This is a genomic window from Rhodococcus sp. BS-15, from assembly GCF_000813105.1.
GTDB lineage: Bacteria > Actinomycetota > Actinomycetes > Mycobacteriales > Mycobacteriaceae > Rhodococcoides.
The window spans coordinates 1-12,997 of sequence record NZ_BAOX01000125.1; the positions used below are offsets into that span (position 1 = coordinate 1).

At 65.0% G+C, this 12,997-nt stretch carries 14 protein-coding genes; 7 read left to right on the forward strand and 7 right to left on the reverse strand.

All coding sequences use genetic code 11. The features are described 5' to 3' along the window. Positions 1-664: tRNA pseudouridine(55) synthase TruB (locus tag RHBS_RS15135; protein WP_128645953.1), on the forward strand; the 664-nt coding region annotated here is incomplete at its 5' end. A 34-nt stretch (positions 665-698) separates the two neighbouring features. Here RHBS_RS15135 and RHBS_RS15140 read toward each other — a convergent pair. Genes RHBS_RS15140 through RHBS_RS15155 form a run of 4 tightly spaced genes read right to left on the reverse strand, consistent with a single transcriptional unit; the run spans position 699 to position 4,049 of the window. Next, positions 699-1,451 carry a metal-dependent transcriptional regulator gene (locus RHBS_RS15140; RefSeq protein ID WP_374700609.1) on the reverse strand — a complete coding sequence of 251 codons (753 nt, stop codon included), beginning with the start codon at positions 1,449-1,451 and terminating at the stop codon, positions 699-701. A 1-nt stretch (position 1,452) separates the two neighbouring features. Further along, positions 1,453-2,325, reverse strand: a complete 873-nt coding sequence (locus RHBS_RS15145) for a metal ABC transporter permease (protein ID WP_121870102.1) — start codon at positions 2,323-2,325, stop codon at positions 1,453-1,455. Between the two features lie 3 nt (positions 2,326-2,328). Next, the gene (locus RHBS_RS15150) at positions 2,329-3,126 is read right to left on the reverse strand and encodes a metal ABC transporter ATP-binding protein (RefSeq protein ID WP_121870101.1); all 798 of its coding nucleotides are present in this window, start codon (positions 3,124-3,126) and stop codon (positions 2,329-2,331) included. Positions 3,127-3,152: 26 nt separating this feature from the next. After that, complete coding sequence (locus RHBS_RS15155) at positions 3,153-4,049, reverse strand: metal ABC transporter solute-binding protein, Zn/Mn family (RefSeq protein ID WP_187298502.1); 897 nt, start codon at positions 4,047-4,049, stop codon at positions 3,153-3,155. Positions 4,050-4,218: 169 nt separating this feature from the next. Between RHBS_RS15155 and RHBS_RS15160 the strand changes: the two genes are divergently transcribed. From RHBS_RS15160 to RHBS_RS15175, 4 genes are all read left to right on the forward strand, one after another. After that, entirely contained in the window at positions 4,219-5,187 is a 969-nt protein-coding gene (locus tag RHBS_RS15160) for a bifunctional riboflavin kinase/FAD synthetase (protein WP_170946035.1), read from the forward strand. 122 nt (positions 5,188-5,309) lie between these two features. Then, positions 5,310-5,579, forward strand: a complete 270-nt coding sequence (gene rpsO / locus RHBS_RS15165) for a 30S ribosomal protein S15 (protein WP_027496764.1) — start codon at positions 5,310-5,312, stop codon at positions 5,577-5,579. A gap of 392 nt (positions 5,580-5,971) precedes the next feature. Further along, a complete protein-coding gene (locus tag RHBS_RS15170; RefSeq protein WP_128645955.1) occupies positions 5,972-8,233 on the forward strand; it encodes a polyribonucleotide nucleotidyltransferase in 2,262 nt (753 codons plus the stop codon). After that, the gene (locus RHBS_RS15175) at positions 8,196-9,587 is read left to right on the forward strand and encodes a pitrilysin family protein (protein WP_183130168.1); all 1,392 of its coding nucleotides are present in this window, start codon (positions 8,196-8,198) and stop codon (positions 9,585-9,587) included. Before RHBS_RS15170 ends, RHBS_RS15175 begins: the two co-directional genes overlap by 38 nt. Here the strand turns inward: RHBS_RS15175 and RHBS_RS15180 are convergent. Then, complete coding sequence (locus tag RHBS_RS15180; RefSeq protein ID WP_237669250.1) at positions 9,568-10,140, reverse strand: TetR/AcrR family transcriptional regulator; 573 nt, start codon at positions 10,138-10,140, stop codon at positions 9,568-9,570. The genes RHBS_RS15175 and RHBS_RS15180 overlap by 20 nt on opposite strands. 53 nt (positions 10,141-10,193) lie before the next feature. Between RHBS_RS15180 and RHBS_RS15185 the strand changes: the two genes are divergently transcribed. Further along, positions 10,194-10,868 carry a 1-acyl-sn-glycerol-3-phosphate acyltransferase gene (locus tag RHBS_RS15185; protein WP_128645956.1) on the forward strand — a complete coding sequence of 225 codons (675 nt, stop codon included), beginning with the start codon at positions 10,194-10,196 and terminating at the stop codon, positions 10,866-10,868. Further along, on the forward strand, positions 10,865-11,665 hold the full coding sequence (locus RHBS_RS15190) for an SDR family oxidoreductase (RefSeq protein ID WP_121870097.1): 801 nt from the start codon (positions 10,865-10,867) through the stop codon (positions 11,663-11,665). Before RHBS_RS15185 ends, RHBS_RS15190 begins: the two co-directional genes overlap by 4 nt. An 8-nt stretch (positions 11,666-11,673) precedes the next feature. Here RHBS_RS15190 and RHBS_RS15195 read toward each other — a convergent pair whose 3' ends face one another. Then, on the reverse strand, positions 11,674-12,417 hold the full coding sequence (locus RHBS_RS15195) for a polyprenol monophosphomannose synthase (protein WP_128645957.1): 744 nt from the start codon (positions 12,415-12,417) through the stop codon (positions 11,674-11,676). 97 nt (positions 12,418-12,514) lie between these two features. Continuing rightward, on the reverse strand, positions 12,515-12,997 hold a 483-nt coding region (locus RHBS_RS15200), incomplete at its 5' end, for a 2-phosphosulfolactate phosphatase (RefSeq protein WP_237669251.1).

Consider the following 12,997-nt stretch of genomic DNA (forward strand, 5'->3'; position numbering starts at 1 on the left):
CCGACGACGCGAGGGGGACGTCCTGGCCGATGCCTCGGCCGCGCATGTCTCCGACTCCGAGATCCAGGCCGCGATCGCCGCCCTGACCGGCGATATCGAGCAGGTGCCTGCCAGTGTCAGCGCCATCAAGGTCGACGGGCAACGTGCCCACAAGTTGTCCCGCGCAGGTGAGGAGTTCACACTCGCCGCCCGCAAGGTCAGCGTCACCCGATTCGACGTGACGGCCAGGCGTGATGTGGTGGAGAACGAATCCTCCTTCGTGGACCTCGATGTCGAGGTGGACTGCACGTCGGGGACCTATGTGCGCGCCTTGGCGCGCGACCTCGGCGTGGCGCTCGGCGTCGGCGGCCATCTGACCGTGCTGCGCCGCACTCGTGTCGGACCCTTCACCCTGGACCATGCGCGGACACTCGAAGATCTGGCCGATGACCCGGCCGTGAGCCTGGACATCGACCAGGCGGCGCGAACGGCCTTTCCGCACCGGCAGATCGACGCGGGTGAGGCGGAATCGTTGAGCCAGGGACGGTGGCTGGATCCGATCGGAATCGACGGGGTGTACGCGGCGGTCGATCCCACGGGGCACACCATCGCTCTGCTTCAGGAGAAGGGCAAGCGCGCCAGTTCGGTCATGGTCGTGCGGCCCGCGACCTTGCGCGGGCACTGAAACATTCGGCACGGGTGCGGCACCGATCCGAGGATCAGTTCGCCGGAACCATCCAGATCGCCTCGGCGGCGCGGTGGCCGAGGTCGATGGAATCGGTGGCATCGGTGCGGGCGAGCTCGATGGCGACGGTGCCTGCGTAGTCGCGTCGTTCGACCACCGTGATCGGCAGGTCCAGCGTGATGCCGACGGAATCGAAGTAGCGGAGCATCGCCGGATCGGAGTCGGAAATTCTGGCGACCCGGCCGGATTGTCCGTCGAGGTACTCGCTCAGGCGGGTCGCGGACGGAGTCTCGATCGCACCGTCGACCGACGGAATCGGGTCGCCGTGCGGATCCCGTTCGGGGTGGCCCAGTTTGGCGTCGATTCGATCCATCATCAGATCCGAGACGGCATGTTCGAGAATCTCTGCCTCGTCGTGCACTTCGTCCCAGCCGTAACCCAGTTCTCGGACCAGGTAGGTCTCGATCAGACGGTGCCGACGCACCATGCCGATGGCAGCCAGGCGACCCTTCTCGGTCAGTGAGATGGCTCCGTAGCGGGCGTGGTCGACCATGCCCTGGTCGGCGAGCTTGCGAATCGCCTCGGACACCGTCGATGAGGAGACACCGATGCGTTCGGAGAGCATTTTGGTGCTGACGGAGTCCTCGCTCCATTCACTTGCCGTCCAGATGACCTTGAGGTAGTCCTGCGCAACCGCGGACAGCTGGACGCCCTCGTCGGCCGGTGCGGAATCGTCTTTTCGTTGCGCCACGTCGCCGAGCTTAGGCAATCCAATGGAAAAAGACATCTCACCCGGCCGGAGCTACCGGCGCCTGTCCGCGTTGCCGCAGGGCGCGGACGACGATGCCCTGTGAGGGGCTGAAGAGGTAGGCAAGGACGAAGACGAGTCCCTGGGTGAGTACGACGCTGCCGCCGGAGGACACGTCGAGGTAGAAGCTGGCGTAGATCCCCACCAGCGCGCAACCCACCGAAATGAGCGGGGCCAGCGCCAGCATGCGGCCGAAGCTGTGCGTGAGCAGATAGGCGGACGCACCGGGAGTGATGAGCATCGCCACCACGAGAATGACGCCGACGGCCTGGAGCGCGACCACGGTCGTCAACGCGAGCAGGGTCAGCATCACGGCCGAGATCACCGTCGGATTGATGCCGACGGCGCGGGCCTGGGTGCGGTCGAAGGCGAAGAGAGTGAAGTCGCGACGCTTGACGATCATGGCCACCAGCGCGATACCGCCGAGCACGAACACCTGAATCATGTCTGCCTGCGAGACGCCGAGCAGATTGCCGAACAGGATGTGGTTGAGGTCGATCTGACTCGGAAACTTGGAGATCAGGACGACTCCGAGCGCGAACAAGGTGGTGAAGACGACGCCGATCGCGGCGTCCTCCTTGACGATGGTGGTGTTGCGGACCACTCCGATGGCACCGACCGCGATGAGGGCGAACAGCAGCGCACCGATCGCGAACGGTGCCCCGAACAGGTAAGACAGCGCGACGCCGGGAAGAACTGCGTGCGAGACGGCGTCTCCCATCAGCGACCACCCGATGAGGACGAGCCAGCAGCTCAGGACCGCGCACACGATCGAGGCGGTGACGGTCACCAGGAGCGCCCGCTGCATGAAGGTGTATTCGAGTGGGTCCACGAGAAAGTCGATCAGATACATCGTTCAGCTCGCTTCCGTGGTTCGGGTGGCCGGAGTTCGAGTGCCCGCACCCAGTTGGTCGACGTTCGACGGGTCGATGCCGAAGGCCAGAGCCAGGTTCTCCGGGCGCAGTACGTCGGTCGGACTGCCGTGCATCAGCACCCGCTGCTGCAGCAGGATCGCTTCGTCGCACAGCTCCGGTAGGGCATGGAGATCGTGCGTGGACACGAGAACCGAGGCACCGTGTGCTGCGAGTTCGCGGAGCAACCGGGTGATGGTGGCTTCGGTCTTCTTGTCCACTCCGGCGAAGGGCTCGTCGAGCAACAGCAGCGACGCCTCCTGGGCAATGGCGCGGGCGACGAACGCGCGTTTGCGTTGACCTCCGGAGAGCTGACCGATCTGTCGGTTCGCTAGTTCGGCGAGGTCGACGCGCTGCAGAGCCTCGTCGACGGCCAGTCGATCGGCTGCTCGGGGTGTGCGAAAGAAATTCTGCTTCCCGTATCGGCCCATCATCACCACGTCGCGCACGCTGATCGGGAATGTCCAGTCGACGGATTCCGCCTGGGGCACGTAGCTGACCGTGCCTGCCTTGCGCGCCTGGGCCGGGTCGCCGCCGAACACGGTGATCGAGCCGGAGTTCGGCTTGACCACTCCCATGACGGCCTTGAACAGCGTCGACTTGCCCGATCCGTTCATGCCGACCAACCCGCACACCCGGCCGGGTGCGAGCGTCAGACTGGCACCGGTCAGGGCCACGACGTCGCGGTATCGGACATCGACGGCATCGACCGTCAGCGCCGCCTCGTTCTCGTGCGGGGCCATGCGGTGCGGGGCACCAGTGTGCTGGGTCATCGTTCTCCTACCAGTGAGTCGGCGATCAACCGTGCGTCGTAGCGCAGAAGATCCAGGTACGTGGGGACGGGGCCGGCCGCATCGCTCAGTGAATCGACGTAGAGCTGTCCGCCGAACCGAGCGCCGGTGTCGTCGGCGACCTGTAGCTGCGCCTTGTCCGAGACGGTCGACTCGCAGAACACGGCGGGTACGTCGTTGTCACGAACGAAATCGATGGTGCGGACCACCTGCTTCGGAGTTCCTTCCTGCTCGGCGTTGACGGGCCACAGGTAGGCCTCCTGCAGATCGAAGTCACGAGCCAGATAGCCGAATGCGCCCTCACAGGTGACGAGCGCACGTTGACGAGCGGGCAGCCCGGAGAGATCTGCGTCCAGTTCGGCACCGACCTCGCGGAGTTGTCCGATGTACGCGGTTGCGTTCGCGCGGTAGTCGTCGGTGTTGGCGGGGTCGAGCGCGATGAACGCGTCGGCGATGTTCTCGACGTACGTCTCGGCCACGACGGGGGACATCCACGCGTGGGGGTTCGCTTTGCCCGCGTAGGCGTCGTCCCGGATGTAGATCGGGTCCACGTTCGCACTCACCACGGCGTGGGGTGCGGGGATGCGCTCGACGAATTTCTCGAACCAGGCCTCCAGCCCGAGCCCGTTGTCCAGGATCAGCTCGGCCTGCTCTGCGGTGCGTAGGTCTCCGGGTGTCGGCTCGTAGCCGTGGATCTCGGCTCCGGCTTTTGTGATCGATTCCACTCGAAGGTGGTCACCGGCGACATTGGCGGCCATGTCGGCGAGAACGGTGAAGGTCGTCAGAACCAAGGGTCTGCCGTCGTCGAGAACAGTCGGATCGTCCTCTCCGACGGCGCGGGCACAGCCGGTCGACGCTGCTACCAGTAGTCCCACCACGGCCCAGCTCGCGAGAATCCGCCGGGCGCGAGATCCACGCTGGCGAAGAAATAAGTTAGGCACACCGAAATATTTACCGTGGGGACACCTTTTTGTCCATACCTGGCGCGCGCGACACGCCTGTCCGAGGGTGACCGAGCGGCCGTCGGGCCGTAGGCTTCGCGGTGTGCAGAGATGGCGAGGTCTCGACGATGTACCTGCCGACTGGGGTCGGTGCGTGCTCACGATCGGCGTCTTCGACGGCGTTCATCGCGGACACGCCCAACTGATCGGGAGAGCGGTGGCCGCTGCGAAGAAGCGCGGCGTTCCCAGCGTGCTCATGACGTTCGATCCCCATCCGATGGAAGTCGTGCGGCCGGGAAGCCACCCAGCTCAGTTGACCACCCTGACGAGGCGTGCCGAGCTTGCCGAGGAACTGGGAATCGACGTCTTCTGCGTGATGCCGTTCACGCCCGAGCTGATGAAGCTCACCCCCGAGCGATACGTGCACGAGATCCTGATCGAACGCCTGCACGTTGCCGAGGTCGTCGTCGGCGAGAACTTCACCTACGGGAAGAAGGCGCTCGGCACCGTGCCCATGCTGCGCAAGATCGGCGAACGGTCCGGATTCGCAGTCGACGGAGTCAACCTGCTCGCCGAGCACGCCGTCACGTTCTCCTCGACGTACATCAGATCGTGCGTGGACGCCGGAGACGTCGCCGCGGCAACTGCCGCGCTCGGGCGACCGCACCGGGTCGAGGGCGTCGTGGTGCACGGAGACGGCCGAGGTCGCCAGATGGGTTATCCCACAGCCAATGTCGCGCCGCCCATGTACTCGGCCATTCCCGCCGACGGCGTGTACGCGGCGTGGTTCACCGTGCTCGGGCCGGGTCCGATCATGGGGACGGTCACTCCCGGGGAGCGACATCCGGCTGCCGTGTCGGTGGGTACCAACCCCACGTTCTCGGGTCGCACCAGGACTGTCGAGGCGTTCGTACTCGACGGTGAGGCCGACCTGTACGGGCAGCATGTGGCAGTCGACTTCGTGGATCGACTGCGCGGTATGGAGAAGTTCGATTCGATGGAAGCACTCGTGGAAGAGATGGGGCGCGACGCCGAGCGAGCCCGCTCGATCCTGGCGGCGAGCACGGCCTGATAGGCTGTCCCCTCGGTGCTCGCTGCGGTCCGTGGCGGCTGCACCGGCTTCGGTCCCGTGGTTTCGACCACGGGGCGTGTTGCTTCCTTTCACGCGGACGTCATTGATCAGGAGTAGTACCAGTGGCATTGACCACCGAACAGAAGAAGGCCGTTCTCGGCGAGTACGGCTTGCACCCCACCGACACGGGCTCGCCCGAGGCGCAGGTTGCAATGCTCACCAAGCGCATCGTCGACTTGACCGAGCACCTCAAGATGCACAAGCACGACCACCACTCCCGCCGCGGCCTGCTACTGCTGGTCGGACGTCGTCGTCGCCTGCTCAAGTACATCGCGAAGGTCGACGTCACCCGCTACCGTTCGCTCATCGAGCGTCTGGGTCTGCGTCGATAATCTTTACGAACGCGAGGATGTCACCGATGCACGGTTCGACGCGCCGGTGCGCACCCGACTCGCAGCAATAGTGCAGTAGCCAACGAGGCAGTGCTTAGACTGTTCCTCGTTGGCTATCTGTGTTTGTACCGCAAGAACAGTTACGCCAGCACGAGAAAGCGGATGCACGGCATCCGCACACCGCCGTGTATGCCTGTCACGCCGTGGTGACGGTCTTCGGTAGTGGCCTTTCGGATACGAGATCCGGTGGGCTTCGATCGATGGCCGCCTCCGCGCAGCCGCGTCCCGAGAGAAGCTCGGAGATAGACGGCACAGGTATGCCGCCACAGCCAGGAGGGCTCGTGGTGTGTCCACGCGGGCACGGCAAAGACGAGAGGACGAGAACAGAACACATGTCGGAAACCACAACATCGGACGTCGAAGAAGGCGTCTACGAAGCAACTGCGATCATCGACAACGGCACGTTCGGCAAGCGGACGATCCGCTTCGAGACCGGCCGCCTCGCGCAGCAGGCCGCAGGCGCAGTCGCCGCGTACCTCGACGAGGACACGATGCTGCTGTCGGCAACGACCGCAGGCAAGCACCCCCGTGAGGGATTCGATTTCTTCCCGCTGACGGTCGACGTCGAAGAGCGCATGTACGCCGCGGGCCGCATCCCCGGATCGTTCTTCCGCCGCGAGGGCCGTCCGTCCACCGACGCCATCCTCACCTGCCGCCTGATCGACCGGCCGCTGCGTCCGACGTTCGTCGACGGACTGCGCAACGAGATCCAGGTCGTCATCACCGTCATGAGCCTCAACCCGGCCGATCTGTACGACGTCGTCGCGATCAACGCGGCCTCGGCCTCGACGCAGATCGCCGGACTGCCGTTCTCCGGCCCGATCGGCGGCGTTCGCGTCGCACTGATCGACAAGCAGTGGGTCGCGTTCCCGACCAACGAGCAGCTCGAGAAGGCCGTGTTCAACATGGTCGTCGCCGGCCGCATCGTCTCCGGCTCCGGTGCCGACGCAGACGTCGCGATCATGATGGTCGAAGCCGAGGCCACCGAGAACGTCATCGAGCTCATCGAGGGTGGCGCTACCGCCCCCAACGAGTCGGTCGTCGCCGAGGGCCTCGAAGCATCGAAGCCCTTCATCGCAGCCCTGTGCACCGCGCAGCAGGAGCTCGCGTCCAAGGCAGCCAAGCCCACCGGCGACTACCCGGTCTTCCCCGCGTACCAGACGGACGTCTTCGAGGCAGTCGAGAATGCCGCGAAGATCCCGCTGAACGAGGCACTGACCATTGCCGGCAAGGCCGAGCGTGAGAACAAGCTCGACGAGGTCAAGGCTCAGGTCCTCACGTCGGTCGGAGACAGCTTCGCCGGCCGCGAGAAGGAGATCGGTGCCGCATTCCGCGCACTGACCAAGAAGTCGGTTCGCCAGCGCATTCTCACCGATCACTTCCGCATCGACGGCCGCGGCATCACCGACATCCGGTCGCTGTCCGCCGAGGTCGCGATCATCCCGCGTACCCATGGATCGGCTCTGTTCGAGCGCGGCGAGACCCAGATTCTGGGCGTCACCACCCTCGACATGGTCAAGATGGCGCAGCAGGTCGACTCGCTCGGGCCCGAGACGTCCAAGCGCTACATGCACCATTACAACTTCCCGCCCTACTCCACCGGTGAGACCGGTCGCGTCGGTTCGCCCAAGCGTCGCGAAATCGGTCACGGCGCACTCGCCGAGCGCGCTCTGCTGCCGGTGCTGCCCAGCCAGGCAGAGTTCCCGTACGCAATCCGCCAGGTCTCCGAGGCACTGAGCTCCAACGGCTCGACCTCGATGGGCTCGGTCTGCGCATCGACCCTGTCGCTGCTCAATGCCGGTGTGCCACTGCGTGCCCCGGTCGCCGGAATCGCCATGGGCCTCGTGTCCGACGAGGTCGACGGCGAAACCCGATACGTCGCTCTCACCGACATCCTCGGTGCCGAGGATGCGTTCGGCGACATGGACTTCAAGGTCGCCGGAACCAAGGACTTCGTCACCGCACTGCAGCTCGACACCAAGCTCGACGGCATCCCCTCCAAGGTGCTCGCCGGCGCGCTGTCGCAGGCCAAGGATGCGCGCACGACGATCCTCGAGGTCATGGCCGAGGCCATCGACACCCCGGACGAGATGAGCCCGTACGCACCTCGCGTCACCGCGATCAAGGTGCCGGTCGACAAGATCGGCGAGGTCATCGGGCCCAAGGGCAAGATGATCAACTCCATCACCGAGCAGACCGGTGCCAACATCTCGATCGAAGATGACGGCACTGTCTACGTCGGTGCAGCGGACGGCCCGTCCGCACAGGCCGCGATCGACATGATCAACGCCATCGCCAACCCGCAGCTGCCGAAGGTCGGCGAGCGATTCCTCGGAACCGTCGTCAAGACAACGGCTTTCGGTGCATTCGTCTCGCTGCTCCCGGGCCGCGACGGACTGGTGCACATCTCCAAGCTCGGTAACGGCAAGCGCATCAACAAGGTCGAGGACGTCGTGAGCGTCGGATCCAAGTTGCGCGTCGAGATCGCCGATATCGACAACCGCGGCAAGATCAGCCTCGTTCCCGTCGAAGACGACAACGCGGCTGCTCCCGCCGATGCTCCCGAGGCACCCGCCGAGGTCAGCGCTGAGTAAGAAGCAATCGAGCCGAACGGTACGTCCCCTCGGGACGTACCGTTCGGCCGTTCCAGAGAGCACCGGCATCGACACTGGCGTGCAACGCACCACCCTGCCCGGCGGTCTTCGGGTGGTGACCGAGTTCGTGCCCGGCGTTCGTTCGGCCTCGGTCGGTGTGTGGGTCGGAGTCGGTTCACGGGACGAGCAGCCCAGTGTCGCCGGTGCAGCACATTTCCTCGAGCATCTGCTGTTCAAGTCGACTCCCACACGTAGTGCGCTCGAGATCGCCCAGGTGATGGACGGTGTCGGGGGAGAGCTGAACGCGTTCACCTCGAAAGAGAGCACCTGCTTCTATGCGCACGTGCTCGACGAGGACGTGGCGCTTGCCATCGATCTGGTCAGCGATGTCGTGCTTCGTGGGCGGTGCCGCTCGGCAGATGTGGACGTCGAGCGCCAGGTGGTCCTCGAAGAGATCTCCATGCGCGACGACGATCCCGAGGATCTGCTGGGAGATGCCTTCCTGGAAGCGATGTTCGGCGATCATCCGATCGGACGCCCGATCATCGGTTCCGTCGAATCCATCGAGTCGATGACCCGTGCGCAGTTGCACTCGTTCCACGTTCGCCGCTACACCCCGCATCGCATGGTCGTTGCGGTTGCGGGCAACGTCGATCACAAGCAGATCGTCTCGCTCGTGCGCCGAGCGTTCTCCGGCCATCTGGTCAAGGGTGTACGGCCGGCCGAAAGAAGGTCCGGCACAGCGCGATTGCGCAACGCTCCCACGTTGAGCCTGACCACTCGTGACAGCGAGCAAGCGCATCTGTGCCTCGGCGTGCGTGCGTTCGGCCGACACGAAGGGCATCGCTGGGCGTTGTCGGTGCTGAACTCGGCAGTGGGTGGTGGGCTGAGTTCTCGTCTGTTCCAGGAGATCAGGGAAGAGCGTGGCCTGGCGTACTCGGTGTACTCGTCGGTGGACACGTTTGCCGACAGTGGGGCTTTCTCCGTCTACGCGGGTTGCCAGCCGGAGAACTTGGGCGAAGTGACCACGGTGATCAGGGAAGTGCTGGCCAAGGTCGCCTCCGAAGGCATCACCGACGCGGAGTGTGCGCGGGCCAAGGGTTCGTTGCGAGGCGGATTGGTTCTGGGACTCGAAGATTCGGGCTCTCGGATGAACCGAATCGGTCGTAGTGAACTGAACTACGGAAATCACCGCGACATCACCGACACGTTGGCGCGGATCGACAGCGTCGGCAACGACGAGGTACGCGAGGTGGCTGCCGTGTTGCTCGAACGTCCTTTCGGTGCCGCGGTGGTCGGCCCTTACAAGAACGTCCGGCAGCTGCCTGCGTCGGTCAAGTCCCTGGTTCGGTAGCGTCGGCGATCACGTCGCGCACTGCGCGGCGGGTCAACTCCGTCACCGCCGAAAGGTCGGTGATCGGCTCGAATGCGCGGGTGGAGTTGAGCGCTGCTATTCCGTGCACGGAGGTCCACAGTCGCAGGGCGGTGAACTGTGGATTCTCCGGCGCGACAGCATCGACCGCGGCGATCAAGGCCTCGAACAGTGGACGCGACGCCAGCCGCAGGTTCTCGCCCGAGCCCTCGAGCAGGTCGTGCCTGAAGATGAGGGCGAACATCGCCGGTCGCTGCGCCGCAAAGTCCACGTAGGCGTCCGCTATCGCATGCAATGCCTCCTGTGGCGACATCGTTTGCAGCGCTGCGCGGTGCAAAGCCGCCCCCATGTCGACGAGACCGACCCGAGCGACGGCGGCGGACAGCGCACTCAATGTCGGAAAGTACCGTCTCGGTGCGCCGTGTGACACGCCGGCTTCACGAGTGACCGCTCTGATGGTCAGCCCGCCCTGTCCCTCGCTTTCGAGCAAGCGGACCCCTGCGTCCACGAGTCGGGTCCGAAGGTTGTCAGGCACGTAGACATTGTCTACTCTCGGCCGTGACGTTGTCCAGCCGAGGGGGTTCATCCATGTGGTATCTGCTGTTCAAATATGTGCTGATCGGGCCGATTCTCCGCATTCTCGGACGTCCGTCGGTGGTCGGTGGAGGCAATCTCCCGACGACGGGGCCGGTGATCATCGCCGGCAACCACCTCACAGTGGTCGACTCGTTCTTTCTCGTGCTCCTGGTTCGTCGCCGTGTCACGTTCATCGCCAAGAGCGAGTACTTCACCGGCCGAGGAATCAAAGGTGCGGCGCTTCGGTGGTTCTACAGCGCGACAGGTCAGGTTCCCGTCGATCGGCGCGGTGCCGACGCGTCGGCTCCAGCGCTCGAGGCTGCGAAAAGCATTCTGCGACAGGGGAAAGTGTGGGCGGTATATCCGGAGGGGACTCGGTCTCCCGACGGGCGACTGTACAAGGGCAAGACCGGCTTGGCGAGAGTTGCGATCGAAACGGGTGCGCCTGTCGTACCGGTGGTGATGCGCGGAACGCGCACGGTCAATCCGGTCGGCTCGCGGATGTGGCGTCCGGGGAAGGTGCGCATGATCGTCGGCGAACCGCTGGACTTCACGAGATATGCGGGGGGAGAGAACAGCAGGGCAATTCTGCGTGCGGCCACCGACGAGGTGATGGCGGGGTTGTCCGCCCTGTCGGGTCAGGAATACGCCGACGTGTATGCCGCCACGGTCAAGGATGCAGCATGAACACGTCGCACGGACAGAGACGCGGGCGTACCGTCCTTGTCACCGGTGTGGGTCGACGCCGCGGAATCGGTTACGCCATCACCCGCAGGTTGCTGCAGGACGAGCATGCCCGGGTCTTCGCGCAATCGTGCGACGACTACGACGTGAGCGAACCGTGGGGAGCGGGCACACCGGGAGCGGTACAGGTGCTCACCGAGTTGTCCACCGCACCAGGTGGGCTCGGGCACCTCGACATCGATCTCTCCGATCCGGAAGCACCTTCCACCCTGTTCGATGCTGCCGAATCCAGGTTCGGTGCCGTCGACTCGTTGGTGATCAACCATGCGCGGTCGCAGCTGGGTGATCTGGATTCGATGACGGCGGAGTCGCTCGACCTGACCTGGGCGGTGAACGTGCGAGCGTCACTGCTCCTCGTGCAGGAATTCGTGCGGCAATATGTGGCGCATCCCGACGGTGGACGCGTCGTGCTGTTCACGTCCGGCCAGGACCAGGGGCCCATGCCGACCGAGATTCCCTACGCGGTGAGCAAGGGTGCCATCGCGTCGATCACCCCTACTCTGGCCGATTCGGTGATCGACCGCGGCATCACCGTCAACACGATCAATCCCGGTCCTACCGACACAGGCTGGGCGAGTGCCGATCTGGACGAATTCGTCGGACGCCACATGCCGCGCGGTCGGTGGAACTCACCCGAGGAGGCTGCGGCGGTCGTGGCGATGCTGCTCTCGCCCGATTCGGGCTCGATCACCGGTCAGGTCATCGGAGCCGAAGGCGGATTCCGACGCTTCACGCCGTGAGGCTTCGGTCAGAGCTTCTTCTTGCGCAGCAACAACTTCCAGGGCACAAGTGCCGACTCGAGTTGAACCGACAGGCTCATCTTGGATTCGCCCTCGCTGCGCTCCTCGAACGTGATCGGCACCTCGGCGAGAGTGAGGCCGTGCTTGACGGTCCGGTAGTTCATCTCCACCTGGAACGCGTACCCGTTGCTCTGGACCGAGGCCACGTCGATGGTGCGCAGGGTGCGCGCGTGCCACGCCTTGAATCCCGCTGTCGCATCCTTGACTCCGAGGCGCAGGATCGTGTTGACGTAGAAATTCGCCCATGCGGACAGGGCCTTGCGGTGCCAGGGCCAATCGGCGGCGACCGCTCCGCCGGGTACGTACCGCGACCCGAGGACCACGGCCGCGTCGGTGGTGTTCAGTTTGTCGATCATCGCCGGGATCACCTCGGTGGGGTGCGAGAGGTCGGCGTCCATCTGAATGACGATGTCCGCACCCTCGTCGAGCGCTCGCGTCATTCCTGCGACGTACGCGCGTCCGAGCCCGTTCTTCTCGGTGCGGTGCAGAACGCTGACGTCGATGGGGCCGTCGATCGCCAACTTGTCGGCGACGTCGCCGGTGCCGTCGGGCGAATTGTCGTCGACCACCAACACACCGAGCCCTTCCACCTGCAACCCGGCCAGCAGCTCGACGAGCTTGGGGAGGTTCTCACGTTCGTTGTACGTCGGTACAACGACGGTGGTCTTCGGGGCGACTCGTTCCGTACTCACCACCGTATGATCCGTGATTCGGGGTTCCGATCCAAATATCGGACACGATCGGCCGTGTCGGGTCGGCATCGTGGGTCGTTTTCGAGCCCGCGCCGATTCACGACCGAGTCGCGTCGACGAATACGCCGTCGCGCAGAATCGGAACGCAGGAACTCGAATCGACCTCGGCCGCAATGTCCACGTCTTCCGGGTGTCCCATCCCGGCCAATTCGCGACCGGAGCCGCATTGCCGCAGCTCGGACCCCACGTCGTGCTCGACGGCTCGCCACGCGGCAGCGGCCGTTCTCGCGTCCGGGGAGGCACCGGAAGCTCCGGCATCGAGCAGGGCGGCGATGACTGCACCGGCCCCCCACAGGTCCTCGACGGCAGGCCGAAGCGATCCGTCCGGCCACCGTTCCCCGGCCGCTATGACGCTGTCACCGCACTCCGGTTTCTCGCCCAGATCCACTGCGCTACCGCGGACGCGTTTCTCAGCGACGCTCCCACACACAGCTGGGCCGTACTCGCGAGCTCGTCGGCGATGGTGGACCCGTTCGGTGACGGCAGCACCAGCCGAGCCGGGGCAGGCGCGGCCCGTACG

Coding starts and splice junctions, on each gene's coding strand:
- RHBS_RS15140 (WP_374700609.1), bottom strand. CDS start 1,451: ATGTCTTTTTCCATTGGATTGCCTAAGCTCGGCGACGTGGCGCAACGA.
- RHBS_RS15145 (WP_121870102.1), bottom strand. CDS start 2,325: ATGTATCTGATCGACTTTCTCGTGGACCCACTCGAATACACCTTCATG.
- RHBS_RS15150 (WP_121870101.1), bottom strand. CDS start 3,126: ATGGCCCCGCACGAGAACGAGGCGGCGCTGACGGTCGATGCCGTCGAT.
- RHBS_RS15170 (WP_128645955.1), top strand. CDS start 5,972: ATGTCGGAAACCACAACATCGGACGTCGAAGAAGGCGTCTACGAAGCA.
- RHBS_RS15175 (WP_183130168.1), top strand. CDS start 8,196: ATGCTCCCGAGGCACCCGCCGAGGTCAGCGCTGAGTAAGAAGCAATCG.
- RHBS_RS15185 (WP_128645956.1), top strand. CDS start 10,194: ATGTGGTATCTGCTGTTCAAATATGTGCTGATCGGGCCGATTCTCCGC.
- RHBS_RS15190 (WP_121870097.1), top strand. CDS start 10,865: ATGAACACGTCGCACGGACAGAGACGCGGGCGTACCGTCCTTGTCACC.